The 22,636-nt window shown below is 64.5% G+C and carries 23 protein-coding genes; 9 read left to right on the forward strand and 14 right to left on the reverse strand.

The genetic code is table 11. The features are described from left to right. Nucleotides 1-12: 12 nt before the first annotated feature. Nucleotides 13-1,236, reverse strand: a complete 1,224-nt coding sequence (locus ACUXH0_RS00450; RefSeq protein WP_182593629.1) for a M20/M25/M40 family metallo-hydrolase — start codon at nt 1,234-1,236, stop codon at nt 13-15. Between the two features lie 231 nt (nt 1,237-1,467). On the opposite strand from ACUXH0_RS00450, the gene ACUXH0_RS00455 reads away from it, so the two are divergent. The 3 genes from ACUXH0_RS00455 (at nt 1,468) to ACUXH0_RS00465 (ending at nt 3,353) form a co-directional block, all read left to right on the forward strand. Next, nucleotides 1,468-2,142 carry a histidine phosphatase family protein gene (locus tag ACUXH0_RS00455; protein ID WP_004631483.1) on the forward strand — a complete coding sequence of 225 codons (675 nt, stop codon included), beginning with the start codon at nt 1,468-1,470 and terminating at the stop codon, nt 2,140-2,142. Between the two features lie 49 nt (nt 2,143-2,191). After that, nucleotides 2,192-2,956 (forward strand): SDR family oxidoreductase, encoded by a 765-nt coding sequence (locus tag ACUXH0_RS00460; RefSeq protein WP_004631482.1) that lies wholly within the window; start codon nt 2,192-2,194, stop codon nt 2,954-2,956. Between the two features lie 124 nt (nt 2,957-3,080). Continuing rightward, entirely contained in the window at nt 3,081-3,353 is a 273-nt protein-coding gene (locus ACUXH0_RS00465) for a CppA family protein (RefSeq protein WP_004631481.1), read from the forward strand. A gap of 12 nt (nt 3,354-3,365) precedes the next feature. On the opposite strand, the gene ACUXH0_RS00470 is transcribed toward ACUXH0_RS00465, so the two are convergent. Further along, a complete protein-coding gene (locus ACUXH0_RS00470) occupies nt 3,366-4,232 on the reverse strand; it encodes a LysR family transcriptional regulator (protein ID WP_182593628.1) in 867 nt (288 codons plus the stop codon). A 101-nt stretch (nt 4,233-4,333) separates the two neighbouring features. Between ACUXH0_RS00470 and ACUXH0_RS00475 the strand changes: the two genes are divergently transcribed. Both ACUXH0_RS00475 and ACUXH0_RS00480 read left to right on the forward strand, forming a co-directional pair. Beyond that, on the forward strand, nt 4,334-4,960 hold the full coding sequence (locus ACUXH0_RS00475) for a LysE family translocator (protein ID WP_182593627.1): 627 nt from the start codon (nt 4,334-4,336) through the stop codon (nt 4,958-4,960). Nucleotides 4,961-5,143: 183 nt separating this feature from the next. Beyond that, a complete protein-coding gene (locus ACUXH0_RS00480; protein WP_182593626.1) occupies nt 5,144-6,199 on the forward strand; it encodes a hypothetical protein in 1,056 nt (351 codons plus the stop codon). 81 nt (nt 6,200-6,280) lie between these two features. On the opposite strand, the gene ACUXH0_RS00485 is transcribed toward ACUXH0_RS00480, so the two are convergent. From ACUXH0_RS00485 to ACUXH0_RS00505, 5 genes are all read right to left on the reverse strand, one after another. Further along, nucleotides 6,281-7,522 (reverse strand): MFS transporter, encoded by a 1,242-nt coding sequence (locus tag ACUXH0_RS00485; protein ID WP_182593625.1) that lies wholly within the window; start codon nt 7,520-7,522, stop codon nt 6,281-6,283. Between the two features lie 740 nt (nt 7,523-8,262). Further along, entirely contained in the window at nt 8,263-9,300 is a 1,038-nt protein-coding gene (locus ACUXH0_RS00490; RefSeq protein ID WP_182593624.1) for an AI-2E family transporter, read from the reverse strand. Further along, entirely contained in the window at nt 9,297-9,968 is a 672-nt protein-coding gene (locus tag ACUXH0_RS00495) for a DUF1345 domain-containing protein (RefSeq protein WP_182593666.1), read from the reverse strand. The genes ACUXH0_RS00490 and ACUXH0_RS00495 overlap by 4 nt, the downstream gene beginning before the upstream one ends. Nucleotides 9,969-10,052: 84 nt before the next feature. Then, nucleotides 10,053-10,355, reverse strand: coding sequence for a hypothetical protein (locus tag ACUXH0_RS00500; RefSeq protein ID WP_182593664.1), 303 nt, complete (start codon nt 10,353-10,355; stop codon nt 10,053-10,055). Nucleotides 10,356-10,483: 128 nt separating this feature from the next. Continuing rightward, a complete protein-coding gene (locus tag ACUXH0_RS00505; protein ID WP_182593623.1) occupies nt 10,484-10,870 on the reverse strand; it encodes a hypothetical protein in 387 nt (128 codons plus the stop codon). Between the two features lie 418 nt (nt 10,871-11,288). Between ACUXH0_RS00505 and ACUXH0_RS00510 the strand changes: the two genes are divergently transcribed. Beyond that, on the forward strand, nt 11,289-11,456 hold the full coding sequence (locus ACUXH0_RS00510) for a DUF6726 family protein (protein ID WP_009277085.1): 168 nt from the start codon (nt 11,289-11,291) through the stop codon (nt 11,454-11,456). A gap of 97 nt (nt 11,457-11,553) precedes the next feature. On the opposite strand, the gene ACUXH0_RS00515 is transcribed toward ACUXH0_RS00510, so the two are convergent. Beyond that, entirely contained in the window at nt 11,554-12,102 is a 549-nt protein-coding gene (locus ACUXH0_RS00515) for a GNAT family N-acetyltransferase (RefSeq protein WP_220485352.1), read from the reverse strand. A gap of 156 nt (nt 12,103-12,258) precedes the next feature. Between ACUXH0_RS00515 and ACUXH0_RS00520 the strand changes: the two genes are divergently transcribed. Then, nucleotides 12,259-13,236 (forward strand): DedA family protein/thiosulfate sulfurtransferase GlpE, encoded by a 978-nt coding sequence (locus tag ACUXH0_RS00520; RefSeq protein ID WP_004631469.1) that lies wholly within the window; start codon nt 12,259-12,261, stop codon nt 13,234-13,236. A gap of 374 nt (nt 13,237-13,610) precedes the next feature. Here the strand turns inward: ACUXH0_RS00520 and ACUXH0_RS00525 are convergent, their stop codons facing one another. The 6 genes from ACUXH0_RS00525 to fliF form a co-directional block, all read right to left on the reverse strand. Further along, nucleotides 13,611-15,185, reverse strand: coding sequence for a flagellar hook-length control protein FliK (locus tag ACUXH0_RS00525; RefSeq protein ID WP_182593660.1), 1,575 nt, complete (start codon nt 15,183-15,185; stop codon nt 13,611-13,613). Between the two features lie 38 nt (nt 15,186-15,223). After that, the gene (gene fliJ, locus ACUXH0_RS00530; RefSeq protein WP_004631467.1) at nt 15,224-15,688 is read right to left on the reverse strand and encodes a flagellar export protein FliJ; all 465 of its coding nucleotides are present in this window, start codon (nt 15,686-15,688) and stop codon (nt 15,224-15,226) included. 108 nt (nt 15,689-15,796) lie between these two features. Next, nucleotides 15,797-17,257 carry a flagellar protein export ATPase FliI gene (gene fliI, locus ACUXH0_RS00535; RefSeq protein ID WP_004631466.1) on the reverse strand — a complete coding sequence of 487 codons (1,461 nt, stop codon included), beginning with the start codon at nt 17,255-17,257 and terminating at the stop codon, nt 15,797-15,799. Further along, nucleotides 17,247-17,993 carry a flagellar assembly protein FliH gene (fliH, locus tag ACUXH0_RS00540; RefSeq protein WP_004631465.1) on the reverse strand — a complete coding sequence of 249 codons (747 nt, stop codon included), beginning with the start codon at nt 17,991-17,993 and terminating at the stop codon, nt 17,247-17,249. The genes fliI and fliH overlap by 11 nt, the downstream gene beginning before the upstream one ends. A 35-nt stretch (nt 17,994-18,028) precedes the next feature. After that, entirely contained in the window at nt 18,029-19,021 is a 993-nt protein-coding gene (gene fliG / locus ACUXH0_RS00545; RefSeq protein ID WP_004631464.1) for a flagellar motor switch protein FliG, read from the reverse strand. Continuing rightward, nucleotides 19,018-20,850, reverse strand: coding sequence for a flagellar basal-body MS-ring/collar protein FliF (fliF, locus tag ACUXH0_RS00550; RefSeq protein ID WP_024542087.1), 1,833 nt, complete (start codon nt 20,848-20,850; stop codon nt 19,018-19,020). The genes fliG and fliF overlap by 4 nt, the downstream gene beginning before the upstream one ends. A 283-nt stretch (nt 20,851-21,133) precedes the next feature. On the opposite strand from fliF, the gene fliE reads away from it, so the two are divergent. Then, nucleotides 21,134-21,475: a flagellar hook-basal body complex protein FliE gene (gene fliE, locus ACUXH0_RS00555; RefSeq protein WP_004631462.1), complete on the forward strand. Its 342-nt coding sequence runs from the start codon at nt 21,134-21,136 to the stop codon at nt 21,473-21,475. A gap of 35 nt (nt 21,476-21,510) precedes the next feature. After that, the gene (locus ACUXH0_RS00560; RefSeq protein WP_004631461.1) at nt 21,511-22,629 is read left to right on the forward strand and encodes a glycosyltransferase family 2 protein; all 1,119 of its coding nucleotides are present in this window, start codon (nt 21,511-21,513) and stop codon (nt 22,627-22,629) included. The last annotated feature ends 7 nt before the right edge of the window (nt 22,630-22,636 follow it).

A 22,636-nucleotide genomic window follows, 5' to 3' on the forward strand; every position in this document is an offset into this window, starting at 1 on the left:
CCGGCGCAGATCTTACTTGCCCGCAGCAAGCTCCATGATCATGCGCGACAGCAGATAAAGACGCGGCACGACGCTCTCCACTTCCGCGTATTCCTCCGGCGTATGAATGCCGCCCCCGACAATCCCGAAGCCGTCGAGCGTTGGCGTGCCGACACCGGCCGACAGGCTGGAATCGGCTGCGCCGCCGCTGCCTTCGAGCGTCAGCTTGCGACCGATCTCGCCGTAGATGGCCTGTGCCTTGGCGGCGAGCTGGTCCGACGCTGGGTTACGCGGCATCGGGGGGAAGCTGCGCACCAGCGAGGTCTTCACTTCCGTCTCGGCGATCAGCTTGTTGGCCGACACGCGCGTCAGATCGCGCTCCACGCGGTCGAATTCTTCCGGCACTGCCACGCGCACGTCTGCGTAAGCCGTTGCATGGTCGGGGATGACGTTGGTCGCATCACCCGCCTTGAGCACCGTCACGTTGAACGTCGTCTGCTTGGCGCTGTCACCCAGCTTGCCGACTTGCAGCACCTGGTGCGCCAGTTCGTTGGCGGCGTTACGACCAGTTTCTGGCGCCACACCGGCGTGCGCGGCCTTGCCTTTGACGTCGATCTCCGCCGTGCCGCTGCCCTTGCGCCACACGACCAACCCATCGGCGGGCCGGCCGGGCTCCAGGTTGAGCGTCACGTCATGCTGCTTGGCCTCGCGCTCGATCAACGCGCGCGTGCCCTTGGAGCCGGTTTCCTCGTTCGTGTTGAGCAGCAGCGTGACTTGCCCGTATTGCTTGAAGTCGAGCTGCTGCAGGATCTTCATCGCATACAAACCCGCCACCACACCGCCCTTGTCATCCATCACGCCGGGGCCGTAGGCGCGCTTGTCCTTGATGTAAAAAGGCTTGGCGCGTGCGGTGCCGTCCTTGAAGACGGTGTCCATATGCGCCATCAGCAGAATGCGCGTTTTGCCCGTGCCCTTCCAGGTCGCGAGGATGTTGTTGCCCACCGCCGGCGCGGCGGACACTGTTTCCACCTGGGCGCCAGCCTTGCGCAGTTCGTCAGTGACGATGGTGCCAATCTGGCTGAGCCCCGCTTCGTTGCCCGTCCCCGAATCGATGTTTACCAAGCGCTCGAGCAGGTGCAGCGCGTCGCCACGGTAGCCCTCGGCGGCGGAGAGCACCTTGGGATTGGCATCGGCAGCGCAGGACAGGCCTGAGGCACACAGCAGCAGCGCAGCAACGGCAAGGCGGGACGGTTTCATGCGGGACCTTTGTAGCGAAGTGGCAAAACAGCCATTACACACAACATCAGTGCTGGCCGGGCAGCCATGTTGCGCCAGGCGCACGGTCTTCACCCGCAGCTTGCTCTTGGCAAGCCGTCATGCAGTGGCACAACTATTCATTGCATGCATTACCGGTCATTCAAAGAATAAATTTCACAAATAATGCACGCGCCGCTAATCTGGTTTCCCCTTTGATTTGGCGAGCAGACGATGGCGGAGCTTTATCTCGTACGGCACGGACAAGCCTCGTTTGGCGCGGCGGATTACGATCGGCTCTCTGAGCGCGGCGAGCAGCAGAGCGTCTGGCTTGGGGAATACTTCGCGCGGCAGGACATCGTTTTTGATCGCGTCATCTGCGGCACATTGCGCCGCCATGAGCAGACCGTCGACGGCATCCTGCGCGGCATGGGCATGTCGGGCACGGCGTATGAGCAGCATGCCGGGCTGAACGAATACGACTTCCAAGGGCTGTTTGCCGCGCTCGGCGAGGATTTTCCGGAGCTGACGCAGCTCGCTTCGGGCTCGATGCGCGACCACTACCGGGCGCTCAAGCAGGTGCTGCATCTGTGGTCGGACGACAAGATCCGCGGGCCGCTGCCCGAAACGTGGGCCGCCTTCCAGCAGCGCGTGGCCGATGCGCGCGCGGCCATCCAGGCCGGCGGCGGGCAGCGTGTACTGGCGATCAGTTCCGGCGGTCCCATCGCTGTGACGGCGCAGCAGGTGCTGGCCGCACCGCCAACGAGCGCCATCGCGCTGAACCTGCAGATCCGCAACAGCAGCGTCTCGCAGTATTTCTTCAACGCCGAAGCGTTCCAGTTGGCCACCTTCAACGGCATCCCGCATCTGGACGACCCGGCGCGGCGCGCATTCCAGACATACGGCTGAACGCCCACGCGGACACGCCCACAACACATAACCATTGGAGGAGCACACCATGAGCACCAACCTGTTCGACCTGACCGGAAAGATCGCCCTGGTAACGGGCGCAAGCCGTGGCATTGGCGAAGAGATTGCCAAGCTGCTGGCAGAACAAGGCGCGCACGTGATCGTGTCCAGCCGCAAGCTGGCCGACTGCGAAGTCGTGGCGGAACGCATCCGCGCGGCAGGCGGCAAGGCCGAAGCGCTTGCCTGCCACGTCGGCCGCATGGAAGACATTACGGCGGCGTTCGACACCATCCGCAGCAGGCACGGCCGGCTCGACATCCTCATCAATAACGCGGCGGCCAACCCGCACTTTGGGCACATCCTTGAGACGGACTTGGCGGCCTATGAGAAGACCGTGGAAGTGAACATCCGCGGCTACTTTTTCATGTCGGTTGAAGCCGGCAAGATGATGAAGGCGCAGGGCGGCGGCGCGATCGTCAACACCGCGTCGGTCAACGCGCTGCACCCGGGCGACAAGCAGGGCATCTACTCCATCACCAAGGCGGCCGTGGCCCACATGACGCGCGCGTTCGCCAAGGAATGCGGGCCTTTCGGCATTCGCGTGAACGCGCTGCTGCCGGGGCTGACCAAGACCAAGTTCGCAGGCGCCCTCTTTGAAGACAAGGCCACGTACGACCGCTGGATCAGCGAAATCCCACTGCGCCGCCACGCCGAGCCGCGCGAGATGGCCGGCACGGTGCTCTACCTGGTGTCTGACGCAGCGAGCTACACCAACGGCGAATGCATCGTCGTCGATGGCGGCATGACGGTCTGACAACGGGGCGCTTACCGCATCGACCGAGCCGCCGCGCTATTGCGGCGCGGCCGCAACATCGTCCTTGAAATCTGTGGATACCTGTATATATTTACAGTAACTGTAAATTTATACAGCTCTTGTCATGGACGACCTGATCCGCATCGAAAACGAGTACGACCGCCAGACGGTGCTTTGGCTGCGCGAGCGCCTGGGTGAACAGGCTCTGAACGAAGTCGTGTTGCGCATGGATGTGCGCGGGCGGCCGTATGTGTCGGAAGTCTGCCGCACGCTGGGCCTGACGCCCCCGCCGCGCAGACGGGCGGCACCGCGTGCCCGACCGTTCAACCGGGCCGTGGGCGAAGCATATCTGGCCACCATTCGCGGCATCCTGGGCGGCCGGCAAGCGACGGCATAAGCCCGGCTGACGTTAATCCGCCAGCGTGGCGGCCGCCTCTTCGCGCAACCAGTCAAGCCACGCGCCGGCCGGGCTGTCGGGCGCAATAGGCGCATCGGCCAGCAGGTTGTAGCTGGAGCCGTCACGTCGGAACCCTTCGGGCGCAATCAGCCGCCCATCTTTCAGGTCATCACCGGTCATCAGCTTTGACGCGATGGCGGTGCCCTGCCCCGCCAGGGCCGCCTGCAAACTCAGATAGAAATGTTCGTAGCGCGCTTCGGGCAGCCGCCCTCGCGGCCGTGCCGTGCTGCTGGCGCGCCACCATGCCTGCCATGCATCGGGGCGCGTGGCGGTGTGCAGCAGCCGTCGACGCGCGGCAATATCCGCTTGGCGGGCGTGTACCGGGCCGATCCACTCATCGCAAATGGGCGCCGCATGCACGTGCGCGGGCCACGCAAAGTCATCACGGCGCAATGCGACGTCCACCCCGGTGCGCGCGAAATCGATCGGCCCGCCCGCCGCAAACAGATGCACCTGGATGGCCGGATGCCGCGCCTGGAAGCGCGACAGCCTCGGGATCAGCCACCGCATCGCCAGCGTCGGTTCGCATGACACCACCAGCGTTGAAGACATTGCCCGGCGGGCAATCCGGTCGATGCAATCTGTGAGAATTTCAAACGCATCGGTGGCAGCCGCATGCAACTGGTCGCCCGCTGGCGTCAGGAAGACGGCCCGATTGCGCCGCTCGAACAGATCCACTCCTAACGACGCTTCCAACTGTCGTATCTGCCGGCTGACAGCGCCATGCGTTACGTGAAGCTCCTGCGCCGCACGCACGAAGCTGCCGTGCCGTGCCGCAGCTTCAAACACACGCAGGGTATTCAGTGGAGGCAGCGCCATCTGTCAGTTTTTCTCACCTAAAAACGGCATCATAAATCGATTTTCAGCGATGACGGGTGCATCCAGAATTGGCGCACCCCCGCTTTGCGATTGCGCCCGACATGACCGAACTCCTTGCTGTTGCCGTCATCACCATCCTCGCCGTCATCAGCCCAGGCGCGGACTTTGCCATGGTCACGCGCAACAGCCTGCTGCATGGGCGGCGCGCCGGCGTGCTGTGCGCGCTGGGCATTGCGCTGGGCGTACAGGTGCACGTGTTCTACACGATGTTCGGCGTGGGGCTGCTGATTGCGCATGCGCCAACCCTTCTGCAGGGCATCAAGCTGGTGGGCGCGGCGTACCTGGTGTGGATTGGCTGGAATACGCTGTCGGCCAAGCCGTTGCCCAGCGGCGAGACTGCCGGTAACAGCGCCGGCGCTCCAACGCTATCGACCTTCGCAGCCCTGCGCATGGGCTTTCTCACCAATGCGCTCAATCCCAAAACGACGCTGTTCGTAGTCAGCACGTACACGCAGGTCGTTCACCCGGGCACGCCGCCGGCCGCGCAGTTCGGCTATGGCGTGTTCATGTCGGCGGCGCACGCGGTGTGGTTTGCGTTGGTGGCCGCAGTGTTTGCGTCAGGCGCGTTACGGCGTTCGCTGCTGGCACGGCAACGCATCGTGGACGGCGTGATTGGCGTGCTCCTGATCGGATTGGGATTGGCGCTGGGGCTCGCGCGGCTTGCGTGAGGCCGCGCACGGCAACCTCCCCATGCCGGTATCCATGCCGTCTGTCCCAGGTCTTCTGCTGCATTAACAGGCGCCAGCCTGTTTGAGACAGTGCCCTCGCGCCCTACCCGTCGCTACGTGGCGATGGAGACCACCGCGCAAACCCGCTGACTCGCAGCACAACCTCACACCTGGAGTGCAACCATGCAATGGAATCGCGCCTTCACCGACCTCATCCGCAACGGCCGCGCAGCTTACTGGGGCAACTGGACGCTCGCCCCCACCATCAAACCCGGCGCCGTCGGTTTTGTGTCGCCCGACACCGGCGACTTCACGCCCGTCAAGCCGGAAACACCGGGCGTGGCGGTCAACACGCGCACCGTACCGAACCAATGGAAGCTGTCGACCAACAACGTCCACCGCACCGAGACCAACGTCAAGCTCGATGGCTCGGCCACCGACCCTGAAAGCGGCACCAAGATCAACGCGGGCGTGGAAGTGAAATGGGAGTTCTCGTCGGTCGGGTCGATCGCCTCGGAATTCGGCATTGCCTCGGAGTCGTACATCAGCGACCTGACGCAACTCACGCGGCCCGAAACGATCAAGTGGCTCGCCGAACAGGCGCAGTCCGTCAGCATGGGTTCGGGCGGGAACATCGCGCAGGGCTTCGGCGTGGTGACCAGCGTGATCCTGGCCAACAGCGGGCTGAACGTGGGCTCGCAAGACAACAACGCGTCGTTCTCGATCACGGGCTCGGCCGGTGCCGTGCATGACATGCTCGGCAGCGCGACGGGCAAGGGGTCGTTCGTGTCGGTCAACCAGACCAAGAGCGTCGACCAGCATCTGTGGCCGTTCGAGCCCGGCAAGCAGGCGCCCGCGCCCATTCCGGTGGCCTACACCTTTGCATCGTTCGACGGCAACCTGCTGATCCCGAACTGGATCACGCGCCTGGGCGGCTTCGAGATCTACTTCAACAACAAGCCGGGCAGCACTTACGTCACGCACATCAAGCTGCGGTTCAACACGCCGCAAGGCCCGCGCAGCGATGAGTTTTCGCTCAGCGGCGGCATCTCCAAGACGGTCGCGAACATCCCGCTCAACGCCACCGATATCCAGGTCGACGTGAAGTTCCAGGGCGTCGTGAACAGCGACAACTATTCGTTCCGCTGGCCCAGCCCGCTCGGCCAATGGCTGACCGGCCGGCGCGAGATCGAGATGACCGGCGTGTGGCCGGGCCCGACGCACGCCGTCGAGAAGTAACGCCAAAAAGCAAAAGCAAAGCGGCGGATCGTCCGGGAGGGGACGTCCGCCGCGCTGCATCCGTGTGCGGGGTGTGTCGCGTTACGCCGCCTGTTGGCGCTTGCGTTCGATATCCGGCAGGAAGACCGTCAGCAGGCCGATGAGCGGCAGGAACGAGCAGAGGTGATAGACGTTGTAGATGTCAGTTGCATCGGCCAGCTTGCCGAGCACCGCGGCGCCAATGCCGCCCAGCCCGAACGCAAACCCGAAGAACAGGCCCGACACCATCCCGACCTTGCCGGGAATCAGCTCCTGCGCATACACGAGGATGGCCGAGAACGCCGAGGCCAGCACCAGCCCGATGATCACCGTCAGCACGGCCGTCCAGAACAGGTTGGCGTACGGCAACAGCAACGTGAACGGCGCCACCCCGAGGATCGACACCCAGATTACGACCTTGCGGCCCACGCGATCCCCAATCGGACCACCCACGATCGTGCCCACCGCCACCGAGAACAGGAAGAGGAACAGGAACAGCTGCGACGTCTGTGCCGACAGGTGGAACTTGGTGATCAGGAAAAACGTGTAATAGCTGTTCAGGCTCGCCAGATAAAAGTACTTCGAGAACAGCAGCACGACCAGCAGCGTCATTGCAAACGCGACCTGCCCGCCCGACAGCTTGATCGCGGCGTGTGCACGGCCACCCGCCTTGCTGCCATGGCCCGCGGCACGTTCACGCTTGTACCAGCCGCCCACGTGGTACAGCACGAAGATGGCGATCAGCGCAGCAATCGAAAACCACGCCAGGCTGTGCTGCCCATACGGCATGATGATGATTGCCGCGAGCAATGGACCCATCGCGCTGCCCGCATTGCCGCCCACCTGGAACAGCGACTGCGCCAGCCCATGACGGCCGCCCGACGCCATACGCGCCACGCGCGACGATTCCGGATGGAAGATCGACGAGCCCGTGCCCACCAGCGCGGCTGCCAGCAGCACCGTGCCAAAGTTGGGCGCCACCGACAGCAGCACCAGCCCCACCAGCGTGAAGCCCATGCCCACCGACAGCGAATACGGCTTCGGGTGCTTGTCGGTATACAGCCCGACCATCGGTTGCAGCAGCGAGGCGGTGATCTGATACGTGAGCGTGATCAGCCCGATCTGTGAGAAGTCGAGATGAAAATTGCCCTTGAGCAGCGGATAGATCGCCAGGATCAACGACTGCATCATGTCGTTGAGGAAGTGCGCGAAGCTGATGGCGCCGATCACGCCAAAGCCGGTCTTGTCGGCCTGCGCGGCAGCGGCTGCCGATGCAGCGGCCGTGCCGTTTGCGGTGGTTTGCATGATGGGTTGAGGTCACGATATTGAGGCGAGGAAGCGCTCAATGTTGCGCCTAAACGGTGCAGGCGTGTTACCGCAAATTCGACAACGATTAGCGCAAACCGGACAATTTATTGTCGAGGCAGAAGCGTCACCCCACGCCGCGCCGGGTTCAACAAAACTCGGGGCATCTTCCCGCAAACCCGCGCCCAGCTTGCCCTGGCAGGCAGCTAACGTGTTAGCCATTTTCTCGCGCGGGGCTACTCCGTTCGGAGCATGGCCGCTCAGGAGACGCTTTCTATACTCGCCAGCATGGACTGCAGCACGGCGCCCGGCCACCAGCCAGGTGCCAGTGCCGACGGCCTGACGGAACCCGATGCGTGAGCAACTTCACACGCACGACGATCCGCAACCCGAACCGATGACCAGCATCGACGATGCCGCACATCGGCCAACATGGGAGGGGAAGCCATGATGATCCTGCTAACGGGAACTCTATGCCGCGCGATGGGAGACCTTTTCTATCAGGCTCTGCTCGACGACCGGGTCGTCTGCTGCTTCGTCACCTCCGAAGCCGTGGATGTCACCGGCAACGCCACGCGCCCGCCGCCCGCTTCGTCCCCGTGTACCGACCCTCGGCTCGCTGACGTCTCTCGGTCAGCGAGTTATTGCGCGCCCCTCGTCCCGTAGGGCGCGCTCTTTTCTGCCGATGCCGTCAGCGCGGGGGCGCTGGCGGGTCACCCCGCGCATCAACGAGAAACGCGTCAGCCGATCAGCCCGGCGTCCGTCAGCTCGCGTTTCATATAGGCGTACAGCACTGGCGCGGCAATTACCCCGCCCACACCAAACAGCGCCTCCATCACGATCAGCGCGAGAATCAGTTCCCACGCGCGCGCATCGATGCGGCTGCCGATGATGCGCGCGTTCACGAAGTACTCCAGCTTGTGCACCACCACGAGGAAGATGAGTGAAGCCACCGCCAGTTCCAATGAAGCGGTCACGCTCATCACCACGATCGCTGTATTGGAGATGAGGTTGCCCGCCACCGGAATCAGCCCCGCCACGAAGGTCAGCAGGATCAGCGATTTGGAATACGGCACGTGCTGCCCGAACAGCGGCAGCGCACCCAGCAGGTAGACCGCAGCGAGCGCCGTGTTGAGCGCGGAGATCTTCACCTGCGCAAACACCACCGCCTCGAATGCATCGGTCAACCGGCTCAGCCGGCTCACCAATGCTGCGGCCAGCGGCTTGTGGTGCTCGGAATCAGGTGTTTCCGACCAAGCCACCATCGCCCCCAGGATCAGCCCAACCAGCATCAATGCGCTGGCTCGCAACCCGTCGATGCCGAGGGTCGACACCTGATGGCCGTGCTCCTTGATCATCTGTACAAGCTGCACACGCAGCTCCGTCACCGACTGCGGAACGTAATTGACTACCGCTGCCGGCAACGATTCACGCAGGTTGTCGAGCACGTCGGCAATGCGCGTGAGCATGCCTTCGAGCCCATGCCCATGTTCGACCAAGCGGCCGATCCCGACGCCCAGCGCCGCAAGAATGAGCGCCGCGATCACGAACACGCAGATCACGGCAATCGCCTTTGCGCGCTGGGACAGCGTGCGGCGCCGGCGCAGGCGCGCCTCCAGCTTGCGCGCCAACGCGTAGACGAGGAAACCGGCTATGGCGGCCGGCAACAGGTGCAGCCACAGCACTGACGCAATCATCGCCGCCACCAGTACGTAGCTGACAGCGTTGATGGCGCGGGTGTGCGCGTTGGGAGGAAGCTCGGGGGGCAGCATCGTCATGAGAACAGGCCGGCAGCAATGTTGATGGAGAGCGCGAGGATGCTCGTATTGAAGAAGAACGACAGCAGCGATTGCCCCAGCACCGCCCGCCGCATTGCGCGCGAACGGATGCTGACATCGGCCGTCTGGCTGGCGACCGCGATCGTAAAGGAGAAGTAGAGGAAATCCCAGTAATCGGGCTCAAGCTGCTCGTCGGGAAACCGCAGCGGCGGCTCGTGGGGCGCACGGTAATACAGATGCGCGTAGTGCACCGTGAACATCATCGGCACCATGAGCCAGGCGCCGAGCACTGTGATGCCGGTGAACACGTAGTGCGACGTCTGTGCATGCCCAGCCGACTTGGCCGTCGCCAGCTCAAACGCAATGGCCACCATGCTGGCCACCACACCGAGGCAGACTACCGCCAGCACGGCAGATGCGCGTGCGTCTTCACGGCGGGCGACGGCGCGGATGCGGTGTGGGTCTGCGCGCAACATCATCACCGTGATCAGAATCAGGTACGCCCACACGGCGATGTCCCAGCCGAGCAGCAGGCGCGCAAGCCACCCGTGCGCCGGCACAACGGCCACAGCAATGGCGCCCAGCGCAAACGCCGACAACAGGCGCGGCCGAGTCGCTGCAAAGCGGGAAAGCTGGGAAATTTCGGAGGACTTGTCTTGCGGGTTCACATGGGCCTCGGGTGCGTGCTCGGGGTGTTCACACAAGGCCGGCAACGCCAGCCGATGAGGCGACATGGTAGCCGCTTCAGCGCATCAGGACGCTGAGAGCATTGAAGCGAACGAGCGCTTGCAGCGCTCCTGCAGGCGTTCGTGCGTTGAGAGCTGTTCTGCGATGACGGTGGCTTCCGGATACACGCGGCACATGCCGATCATGGCGGTCTCAAGCGCCCCCTGCGATCCGGCCTGGAACTGGAACTGCTCCAGCACCGTGTCATCGGCATCACGCACGGTGATCAGGAACGGGCCCGGGGTGACGGTCGCGCAACCGGCGAGCATGCCGGCCGCGGCCAGCGTAAAGCACAGGAGGGAGCGGGTCGGACGACGAGAACGAATCATCATGGCTTCCAGGTTGCGATGAGAGTGAGACGCGGCAACGGCGACTCGGTTCGCAATCATCGCGCTTGCCCGGTGACGCAAACAAAAACGCCCGCAATGTGCGGGCGTTTTTGGGGCAGGAACCAGGCTCAGGCGACGGCGCCTTCGGTGTACGGATCGAACTTGCTGCCAGCCTTGGCGCCTTCGGTATAGGTGTCGAACTTGCCGGCACGTGCCAGGGCGCCTTCCGTGTACGGGTCAAACTTGCCGCCAGCCTTGGCACCTTCGGTATAGGTATCGAACTTGCCGGCACGGGCAAGAGCGCCTTCGGTGTACGGATCAAACTTGCTGCCAGCCTTGGCGCCTTGCGTGTACGGATCGAACCTGTCGCCAGCCTTGGCGCCCTCCGAGTACACATCGAAGCGTTGGCTGACTTGCGCAGCACCTTGCGTGTACACGTCAAACTTGGCTGCGGCCAGGGCCGGCACACTTGCCAAGGCGATCAGGGCAGCAATCAGGGTACGTTGGGCTTTCATGATGTCTTCTCCAGATGGGCGCAGCGCGTCAGGCAGGTGATCCGGACATTTCCAGGATCTTCTTTTTCGCTGCGGCGCCGCATTCGATGGAGTCATCGTAGGCGAGCCTGTTCAGACAATAAATGTCGCAACAGACAATTTATTGTTGCGATATGTGAAATTACGGGAAAACCCGCATCACCAGTGGTTTTGCGGCCTGCAACAAAGGCTTGCGGGTTAATTTGCGCAAACGCAGAATGTGACTTTTTCACCCAAAGTCAGCGTTGTACGGCTTTCGAACGGGTTTTAGTGTTGGGTTCTGACGCATCGCATCATGGTTGTGACGCGCACAGATTGTCATTTCCCGATACACACGCGCACAGGTTGGCGAATGACTCTGTGTCACACTGCCCGGCATTCGCTTTCAATCGCTCCCACGATGAAACGCCTTCTCCTCGCTGTGTCCCTGCTCGTTGCTGCACTCCTTTCCGGGTGCGGCGTGGTGGCCGCGCCGTGCCGCGTGGCATCGGCGGGCCTGAAGATGGTGCCGCTGGTGGGGCATGTGGCGGCCGCGCCCACCGACGCCTGCGCCGACATCATCGATTGAGCGTAGTAATCAAAGCGCTGTGAATTGAGCTTAGAAGTTTGAGCCACTCAGGAAAGTGTCTACCGTTCTTCACTGAACCTTAACCAGTGCCGCTGCCTCACAGGGCCCGCTGCATCAGCAGACAATCCAGCCAGCGCCCAAACTTGTAGCCCACCGCCTCCAGCACGCCCACCTCGCGAAACCCACAACGGGCGTGCAGCTTGGCTGACCCCGGGTTCTCGCGACCGCCCCCTACTACCGCCACCATCTGCTTGAAATCGCGCGCCTGGCATTCGCGGATGAGCGCCTCCAGCAGCAACGTCCCAACGCCCCGCCCCTGCGCGGCGCCGTCAAGATAAATGGAGTCTTCCACCGCATGGCGATACGCAGGCCGCGCACGATGCGGGCCGGCATACGCATAACCGAGCAGCGCACCGCCTGCTTCGGCCACCACGTAGGGCATGCCGGCATCCTGCAATGCGTGAAAGCGGCGCGTCATCTCGGCCAGATCGGGGGCATCGATCTCAAAGCTGGCGGTGCCGGTACGCACATGATGTGCATAGATGCCGACGATGGTCGGCAGATCCGCCTCGGTCACCGCACGAATGGTAACGGCGCCGGTTTCATGCACGGGAGCGGAAGCGTCGATGGGCATTGCGGAAGACATGGCTGTGGGAATGGGAAGCGATGTGAAGCGTTCATTGTCACGCCAATTCAACACGAACCGCGTATCGCCGAGCGCATTCCGGTGACATGGCTATCGGGCGGCGCCGGAATGCGGTAATTTGGCAGACGCATTTGCCCCCGCCGCGCCCTTCCTGCCATGCATGACCTGTTTCCCCTGATCGCCGAATACGGCGCGTTTGCCGTGTTCCTCAATGTGCTGCTGACGCAAGCTGGTGCACCGCTGCCGGCCGTGCCGACGCTGCTGGTGGCCGGCGCGCTCACATTCCAGGGGCCGCTCTACTTCATGGAGCTTGCGCCCGCTGCGGTGTCCGGCGCGCTGCTGGGCGACGGCCTGTGGTACTTCGCAGGCAAGCGCTACGGCAGGCACGTCATGGCACTGCTGTGCCGCGTGTCGTTGTCGCCCGATTCCTGCGTGCGGCGCACGCGCACGCAGTTCGAGCGCTGGGGCGCGCCGATGCTGCTGATCGCGAAGTTCATTCCGGGCTTGTCGACCGTGTCGTCGGCGTTGCTGGGCACCATGCGCACGCCGTTCAGCACGTTTGCGCTGTACAACCTGGTGGGCTCGGCGGTGTGGGCCACGCTCTGGCTGCTGCTGGGCCGCGTGGCGCATGACAGCATCGACCAGGCGCTGCGCCGGCTCGACATGCTGGGCACGCGTGCCGTGCTGCTGGTCGCGTTGCTGGCGGCGGTGTATGTGGCGGCGCGCTGGCTGCAGCGCTGGCGCTTTCGCAAGATGCTGGAGATGGCGCGCATCTCGCCCGATGAGCTGCACGCGCTGATCGAATCGGGCGCGGCACCCGTCATCATCGATGTGCGCGCCGACAGCTCGCGCATGCTGCAGCCGCAACGCATTCCGGGAGCCATGCTGTATGACATGTCCAGCAGCAAACGCGCGATCGAGATCGACGGCCCCGACCGAGAGATCATCATCTACTGCGCCTGTCCCAACGAGGCGTCTGCCGTCATGCTGGCGCGCACGCTGATGGGACGCGGCTTCAAGCGCGTGCGTCCGTTGCATGGCGGTATCGATGCATGGGTGGAGCGCGGCTATGGCGTGGAGCACGTGATATCGGTCACGCCCGCCACACTCGCAACGGCGGAAGCGGGCGCCTGAGACTCCGCACGCAGGTGCGCCGCAACCACGAAGCTGGCGCACAAAAACAAAAAGCGCACCTCGCGGTGCGCTCTCCCGTAAGTACGGCAAACATGCGGTGCGCCAGCCCCCCGGCTCGGACACCCCGCATCGGTCCGTGTGCATCCGCCCAAGGACGGATGTGGCGAAATGATCCCCGTTTGATCCCTTCTTCGCCAGTCGGACTTGACCCCCTTGTTATTCATTTGCAACGCTGCCGCATCAAACGTATGCGCGGCGAGCTCGCGTTGTGATTTCCCGTCCTTCTTTTGTGGCCTTGCGGCTGGCCATTTTTGCGTGGTACTCCTGCGTACTAACGGCAGCGTCGCGTCGAACTTTAGGCGCCGCCCCAATCGTCAGGCAAATGTATCGATCGCACCTTCGTGGCTGGAAACACGGCGCGGTGCCGCCGTCACCGTATCGGGGCGGTCTTGCGAGCCGCTGCTGCCATAACGACTGCCACTCCCCCCGTTGCCCGAACCGCTACCTTGGTTTTGCGCCGACGAGCCCTGCGATGCGTTCTGCTGCTGGCTGAAGTCGCCCGTGCTGACTGACGTTTGCGCAAGCTGCATCCCGCCTTGCTGCATGGCGTCGCGCAGGCGCGGCATGGCGTCCTGCACGAGTTCGGCCACGGCCTGGTGCTGGCAGACAAAGCTCGCGTTGACGGCGCCGTTGTCCACTTCCAGCTTGACGTGCATGCCGCCCAGTTCGGCCGGATTCAACTGCAGTTCGGCCGACGATTGGCGATGTACTTGCATGAAGGCGAGCTGGCTGGCCATGCTCTGCGGCCACGCGGCATCGCCAAAGGTGGGCAGCGTGTGGACTTGTTGCGGCGTGATCGATGCCCCAGCCGCTGCGCCTGCGTTGGCACCGCCCACCGCAAAGGTAGGCGCGGCCATGCCCGCGTCGCCAGTGGCGCGCGACAGCACGCCCTGGAACTGCATGCCGTTGCCCTGCGCGTTGGATTGCGTGCCAGCGTTATCGGTGTTGCCGGTGTTGCCACCATTGCTGGCGTGGCTGGTGGCATCGGTTACGGCGGCGGCGGCCGGTTGCGCGGGGGCGTTGTGTGCGCTCAGATCGCGGCGCGGCAGGCCGCGATCGGCATTGGCACCCTGCCCGGACGACGCGCTGCCGAGCTGGCGCACGGCAGCCGGCGTGTTGTCAGCAACGGCGCGTGTGCGAGCCATGGCCTGCGCCAGCGTGCCGCTGTCGGGCAACGCAGTGGCGGGCGACGTCGGCGTGTTTGCGGCGTTTGCCTTCGTGTCCTTCGCAGCAGGCAGTCCGGCCAGGCCTGCGTGTGCCGTCGTGGCCGGGTCAGCGGCACCCTGCGCCCCGTTGGCAGCTGCACTTGCGGCGGCCAGTGCGGCGGGGTCATTGGCGGACGGTCTGCCCGCAGCCGACGACGTCGCATCGGTATCGGTGTTGGTATTCGATCGGGCGGCGTGCAAGGCAACCGGCAGTTGCGCGGCTGCGGCCTGCTGCGCGGCCTGGCGTGCAGCCTCGATCTGGGCGGCCAGTTGTGCAGCCGGATCGACCGCGGCCTGTTTCGCGGCGGTATCGAGATCCTTGGCGCTGGCAGGCTGGGCCGGCTTAGCGCTGGCCGTATCGGCGGTGCTGCCAGCAGGCGTTGTGACGGCCTGCTCCCGAGTGTTGCCGTCTGCCGGTTGGGCGTCTTGGTCGTTGCGCGCGGCGTCGGTGCGTGCGACGTCCTTGCGGGCGATATCGGCGCGGCGGCTGGCATCGTCGGCGGCGGATTGTGCATCGGCGCGACGGCGTGCAGCGTCCTGGGCCATGCGGTCCGACAACAGGTTGCCGAAGGTATCGGTACCTGACGACGGGGCCTGCGCCTTGTCGGCTGCGGCAGCATTGCCGGCCGACAGCATGGCGCCCAGATCGTTGGCAGCGGGGTTGGGGGTGGCACTCAAGCCCACGTTGACTCCATCTTGCGACTGCGTGTTCGCGTTGGTCTTCAATTGCCGCCCTGGGCCGCACGCATGCGGATCACCTTGGCGGCGTGTTCGTCGTTGTCGCGCTGGGCTCGGCGTTCTTCGTCCAGGCGCTGCTCTTCAATGTGGCGCTGGCGCAGGATGTCGAACGACTGCTCGCGACGCTGTTTTTCCAGCCAGTTGGCACGGCTCATCGCGAGCTGCTGCTCCAACGCGTTGATGGTGCCCTTCTGCTGGTGCACGGCATTGCCCAGTCGGTCGATAAAGGCCGCGTAGTTGCGCAGGCGCGTGACATCCATGCCGCCTTCGGCCGTGCTCAGCATTTGCTGGTGGTAGTTGTTGCGGTAGTCGGACAGCAGTGCGAGCTTTTGCGTGGCGGCCTCGCGCGTGTTCATCAGGCGGCCGACTTCCTGCGTGGCTTTTTCTGTGTCCTTCTGAGCCAGTTCCAGCACGGTTTCGAGGCGGAACGGCTTGTTCATGGTGGTCATCGGTAGACCCTCCAGCTTCCCGTTACATCAACCCATCGGACGCAAACCCGGCGGCTTTAGCCTCCGGCTTGCGCAACGCTTGCGGCTTCACAGTGTCAAGCGGGCACATCACGCCAGCACTCCGTGCATCTTCTCCAGCGTGTGTTCGCGGCTTTCGTTTTCGAACATGCCCTGCTGCAGGAACGCTTCCATGTCGGGGTAGCGCGCGATGGCCTGGTCGGTCACCGGGTCGCTGCCACGCGCGTAGGCGCCCACGGCAATCAGGTCGCGGTTGCGCTGGTATCGGGCGTAGAGCTGCTTGAAGCGGCGGGCGGTGTCGAGCTGCTCGCGCGGCACGATGGCCGACATCACGCGGCTGATCGACTGTTCGATATCGATGGCCGGGTAGTGGCCCTGCTCCGCCAGCTTGCGCGAGAGCACGAAGTGGCCGTCCAGAATGGCGCGGGCCGCATCGGCAATCGGGTCCTGCTGGTCGTCGCCTTCAGCCAGCACGGTGTAGAACGCGGTGATGGAGCCGCCGCGGCCGTTGGCATCGACCATGCCGTTGCCGGCACGCTCAACCAGCGCCGGCAGCTTGGCAAACGCCGAGGGCGGATAGCCCTTGGTGGCCGGCGGCTCGCCGATGGCCAGGGCGATCTCGCGCTGCGCCATCGCATAACGCGTGAGCGAATCGACGATCAGCAGCACGTTGCAACCGCGATCGCGGAAGTATTCGGCAATCGTGTGGGCGTAAGCAGCGCCCTGCAGGCGCATCAGCGGCGAGGTATCAGCCGGCGCGGCCACCACGGCCGAGCGCGCCAGGCCTTCGTCGCCAAGAATCTCGTCGATGAATTCCTTCACTTCGCGGCCGCGCTCGCCGATCAGGCCCACCACCACCACGTCGGCTTGCGTGTAGCGGGCCATCATGCCCAGCAACACGCTCTTGCCCACGCCGGAGCCGGCGAACAGGCCCAGACGCTGGCCCTGGCCAACGGTCAGCAGACCATTGATGGCGCGCACGCCCACGTCGAGCACATGCTCGATCGGCTTGCGCTTGAGCGGGTTCAGCGGTGCCGGGTTCAACGTGCCCCAGGCGAGGTCTTCGTGCGCGCCCAGCGGCCCCTTGCCGTCGAGCGGCTCGCCGTTGGCATCGACCACGCGGCCCAGCAGGCGCGGACCCACGGGCAAGAATTTGCTGTGCGAAATCGTCGGGTCGGCGCCGTCTTCGCTCGACACCGGCAGGCGTGGCGGCTCCAGCGGGAACACGCGCGCACCGGGCACCACGCCCACCAGATCCGTTTGCGGCATCAGGAAGGCGCGCTCTTCGGCAAAGCCGACCACTTCGGCCAGCACGTGGCGCCCATGCGGCAGTTCCACGCGGCAGGCGCTGCCCACCGGCAGCTTCAGACCAACGGCTTCCATGACCAGGCCGGCCACACGCGTGAGCTTGCCGCACGTCACCACCGGGCGCGCCAGACGCGCACGCTGCGCGGTCTGCTGCAGGTGGGTTTGCCACATGCGCACGTTGGGGTTGTTGGCGGCAGCGTTGTGGCCAACCCCCGCGGCGAGCCGCACGGTCTCAGGCGACATGGAGTGCGCCTCCTGCCACGCGTTCGGCTTCCACGCGCTCGCTGGCAAGCCATGCGGTATCGCGGCCCAACGCACGGGTCAGTTCGGCCCAGCGGGTTTGCAGCGTGGCATCGGTTTCGCCAAAGCGGGTCTGCACGCGGCAGCCGCCGCGCTCGATGGCGGCATCGACGATGAGCGTCCAACCGGCAGCGGCCAGCTCCGTGCCCAGCGTCTGGCGAATCAGCTCTGCGTCATCGGCATGGACGCGCAGCATGGCAGGTGCCGGTGCGGTGGGCGCGTCGCCCAGCACTTCGCGAATCAGCGGCAGGATACGCTCGGGCTGCGCATGCAGCGCACCGTGCAGAAACTGCTGCGTCAGTTGCAGCGCCAGATCAACCAGCTCTTCGGCAACGCTGCCGTTCAACTGGTCGATCGCCTCGCGCACGGACTGCATGAGCGTGGCGATGTGCTTGGAATCTTCCTCGCCCTGGCGGCGGCCTTGTTCAAAGCCATCCTGAAAACCTTGCGCAAAACCATCGCGGCGACCTTCGTCACGGGCGGTGGCAAGCTCGGCGTCCAGCGCGGCCTGCCATTCCTCTTCGGAAATCGGCGGCTCTTCGGGCTCAGCCGGCGGAGGCGGCGGAGGCGGCGGCGCGGCTGCAGCAGCAGCCTCTGCGGCCTGCCGCCGGAAGTCGGTCGGCTCCCACGCCTGGTATTCGAGCAGTGTGTCGCGCGGGATGATCGGCGGACGCGGCATCTCAGCGCCCCGTCAAAACAAGGCGGCCAGCACGGTCAGACATAGGCGTCCTCCGCCTTGCGGCCGATGGTGATCTCGCCCTCGTCAGCCAGGCGGCGCGCAACGACCAGGATTTCCTTCTGCTGCGCTTCGACTTCCGACACCTTGACCGGGCCGAGCACTTCCAGCTCTTCCTTGAGCATCGTGCCGGCACGCTGCGACATGTTGGCGAATACCTTGTCGCGGAACTCCTGCTTGGCGCCCTTGAGCGCCACCACCAGAACGTCCTGACTGATCTCTCGCAGCAGCGTCTGCAGCGCACGGCCGTCCAGATCGATCAGGTTGTCGAACACGAACATCTTCTCGACGATGGCGTCGGCCAGTTCCGGATCGCGCGAACGCACGCCTTCGATGACCGCGCTCTCCACGGCGCTCGGCACCAGGTTGAGAATTTCCGCTGCCGTGAGCACGCCGCCCATCGCGTTCTTCTTGCGGTGGTCGTTGCCTTGCAGCAGCTTGGTCAGCACGTCGTTCAGCTCGCGCAGGGCGCTGGGCTGAATGCCGTCGAGCGTGGCGATACGCAGGATGGTGTCGTTGCGCAGGCGCTCGGTGAAATAGGTCAGGATTTCCGAAGCCTGGTCGCGGTCAAGGTGCACCAGGATCGTGGCGATGATCTGCGGGTGCTCGTTGCGGATCAGTTCCGCCACCGACGATGCATCCATCCACTTCAGGCCTTCGATGCCGCTTGTGTCACCGCCCGATAGGATGCGGTCGATGATGTTGGCGGCGCGGTCGTCGCCCAATGCCTTGCGGAAGACGGTGCGGATGTACTCGTTCGAATCCACGTCCAGCGGCAGGTCTTCGGCTTCGACAAAGAAGGCGTCAAAGGCGTCGAGCACACGCTCGCGCGAGACGTTCTTCAGCGCGGCCATGGTCGCGCCCAGCTTCTGCACTTCGCGCGGGCCCAGGTGCTTGAGCACTTCAGCTGCTTCGCTTTCGCCCAGCGACATCATGAGGATGGCGCTGCGTTGGAGTCCTTCGGCGCTCATTCGTTACTCACCCATTGTTTGATGACGGCCGCGACGGCGCGCGGGTTGCTCTGCGCCACGCGGCGCATGGTCTCGAGCTTCTTCTCGAAGTCGTTGTTCTTGAGTTGCGGCAGCGCGTCCGGCAGCTCTTCGGAATCGGCGCCCGCCGCCGGACCTTCCAGCTCCGGCCCGGCCGAAGCCGCAGCACCGGTGATGATCGGGGCGTTCGGATCTTCGCCTTCACGGCCGACGAAGGTGGGCGTGGCCGGCGCGTCCTTCTTGCCCATCGAGCGGATCGCCGGACGGATCACCGCAAACACCAGGATCAGGAAGCCGATTGCCAGCGCCAGGTACTTGGCGGCCTGAATGGCGTACTGGATCATGTCCGGCTGCTTCCACAGCGGCAGGTCGTCCTTGGACATCGGCAGCGTGCCCGAGAACTGGCTGTTGACCACGTTCACGGAGTCGCCGCGCTTGGCGTCAAAGCCCACGGCGTCCTTGACCAGCGCGTTGAGCTTGACCATCTCGGCTTCCGACAGCGGCTTCCAGGTCTTGCCGTCGCCACGGTAGTTGACCACCACGGCCACCGACAGGCGGCGCACGGTACCCACTGCGGCGCGGGTACGGCGCACGGTCTTGTCGACTTCGTAGTTGGTGGTGGTGTCGCGGGTGCTCGACGAATTGCCGTTGGCCGCGGTGCCGCTCGTGTTGGCAGCCGCCGCCTGTTGCGGTTGGCCATTCGGGCCGGTCGCAGCCGGTTGCGACGCCGAGGCCGGAGCCGGTGCGGTCGGCAGCATGCGCGGCGCGGTCGGCGGCTGGTTGGACAGCGCGCCCGGCACGCCACCCTGGGCGTCGGCCTTGTTCTGCGTGGCTTCAGCGGTGTGCGTGCTGCGCACGGCGGCGTTGGCCGGGTCCTGGTTCGGACGGTAGCTCTCGGCCATCTGCTCGGTGTTGTCCAGATCGACGTCGGCCGTCACCTGCGCACGCACGTTGTCTTCGCCCACCACGGGGCCGAGGATGGCTTCGATGCGCTTGATATAGCCCTGCTCGACGTCGCGCACGTAGCTCAGTTGCGTCGGGTCGAGGCCCGAGGCGTTGTCCTGGAACGACGACGACAGCAGGCGGCCGGATTGGTCGACCACCGTCACATTGGCCAGCGGCAGGTTCGGCACGCTGCTCGACACCAGGTGGCCAATGGCCTGCACCTGCGAGCGGTCGAGCATGCGGCCCGGATACAGCTTGAGCAGCACCGACGCGCTGGGCTTGGCCTGCTCGCGCACGAACACCGACGGCTTGGTCATTGCCAGATGCACGCGGGCGGACTGCACCTCTTGCATGGCCTGGATGGTGCGGGCGAGCTCGCCTTCCAGGGCGCGCTGGTAATTGACTTGCTCGGCAAACTGGCTGGTGCCGAATTTCTGGTTCTCCATCAGCTCGAAGCCGGCCTGGCCGCCCTTGGGCAGCCCTTGCGAAGCGAGCTTCAGACGGGCTTCATGCACGCTCGTCTCGGGCACCATGATGGCGGTGCCGCCTTCGGCGAAGCGGTACGGCACGTTCATCTGCTGCAGCGCAGCGATGATCGCCCCGCCGTCGCTGTCGGACACATTGCTGTACAGGACACGGTAGTCCGGAGCCCGGCTCCACAGCATCGCGGCGGCAATGACGGCCACCAGCGCGGCACCGCCGATCATCATCAGCAGACGCGGCGACAGACGGCCGAGCGGGCCCAGGGCGCCCAGCGCACCTGCTCCTCCCGCTTTCTGGCGCGTCATCGCGCCCTGGCCCACCGTCGGCATATCCACCGTACCGAGCGTGTCGGCGACAGCAACCGAATCGGCTGTCGTTGGCATCCAAAATCTCCTGACTGACTACGTTGCTTGAGCGCTCACCCAATGTCCGGGCATGGCTCCGTGGTTGCCATTATCGGCAGTGGGTGCGCAAGCAAATCGGCAAGAAGAGGGCCTTTTCCCGTTCTTTTGGGCGCTTGGGAACGGCGGGCGGGCGGCTACCTTTGCATCACCGTGGCGCCATAGCGACCAACCGGCCGGGGCGGAAAGCGCCCTGGAAACCCGGCCCAGGCAGCCAAGCAGCGGCGCCGCAAGCAGGACAGAGCAAAAGAGGAGTTTCCTTCACATGGATATTACGAACGCCCATTCAGTGGTCTCGCTGATGAACAGCGTGCTGTCGCCGTCCAGCACGGTGGGTGGCATTGGCTCGGGCGGCTCGACCTCGGGCGACGGCGCCAAGGTCAGCGTCGACTTTGGCGCGGTGCTCAAGTCGTCGCTGGACAGGGTCGATGCGTCGCAGCAGAAGGCCGAATCCATCTCGCGCAGCTTCGAAATGGGCAACAACGACGTGGATCTGCACGACGTGATGCTCTCGCTCCAGAAAGCCAACATCGACATGCAGACCGCCGTGCAGGTGCGCAACAAGTTCGTCTCGGCATACCAGAGCATCATGAGTATGTCGATCTGAAATCACTTTTTTCTACGCCTCTTTTTCTTCGCCGCATGTCCAAGCACGCCAAACATCACGCCAAGCCGGCCAAGGGCAGTCTGGCGCTGGTCGTCATTGCCCGCGACGAAGCCGCCTGCATCGAGCGCTGCCTGATGAGCGCCAAGCCGCACGTCGATCGCATGATCGTGCTGGACACCGGCTCGACTGACGACACCGTGGCGATCGCCAAGGCGTGCGGCGCGCAGGTGCACCATTTCACGTGGGTGGATGATTTTTCCGCCGCCCGCAATGCCGCGCTGGCCGCCGCCAATGCAGACTGGAACCTCGTGCTGGACGCCGACGAATGGATCGAAGCCGGCACGGAAGAGCTGCGCAACGCCTGCACGTTCGGCCCGTTGCTGGGTGTGGTGTGCATCCGCAGTGAATACGACATTTCCGGCCACGTAGAGCATTCCAACAGCTGGATCGCCCGCCTGTTGCCTCGCGGCGTGCGCTACAAGGGCCGTATCCACGAGCAGCCGGTGGCAACCGCGGCCAACCTGCAGCGTGTGCGTCTGCCACTCGTGATTGGTCACGACGGCTACATGAACGCCAAGCTGGACCGCAAGCGTGGGCGCAACCACACGCTATTGCAACTCGAGCTGGCAGCGCATCCGGATGACCCGTATGTGCTTTACCAGCTCGGCAAAGACTTCGAGATCAACCAGAAAGACCCGGCCGAGGCCGCAGCGCACTATCAGCGCGCGCTCGCAATGGCACCCAAGGTGGCGCCATATCGGCATGACCTGTGCATCTGCCTGCTGGCGTGTCTTTCCAAATCGAAGCAACTCGACGCGGCCATCACGCTGGCGGGTGAATGGATGGAGGAGTGGTCCGGCTCGCCAGACTACTTCTACATGCTCGGACACCTGATGTTCGAAGCCGCCGCGCAAGACCCTGCACAAGCCGAAAAGCAATGGCTGCCGATGGCAGAAAACGCCTTCCTGAAGTGCCTGGAAATTGGCGAGCAGCCCAAACTGGACGCCGCCGTATTCGGGCGCGGCAGCTTTGCCGCCGCAAAGTACCTGGCGCTGACCTACCGGGCCCTGGCCGACACGCTGGCCATCAAGTCGAACCAATATTCCGACATTGCGCGGCAGATGCAGGAGCGCAGCGCCGCCGTCGCCGCATGAGTACGCA

The organism is Ralstonia sp. 110700041-2 (genome assembly GCF_056280165.1).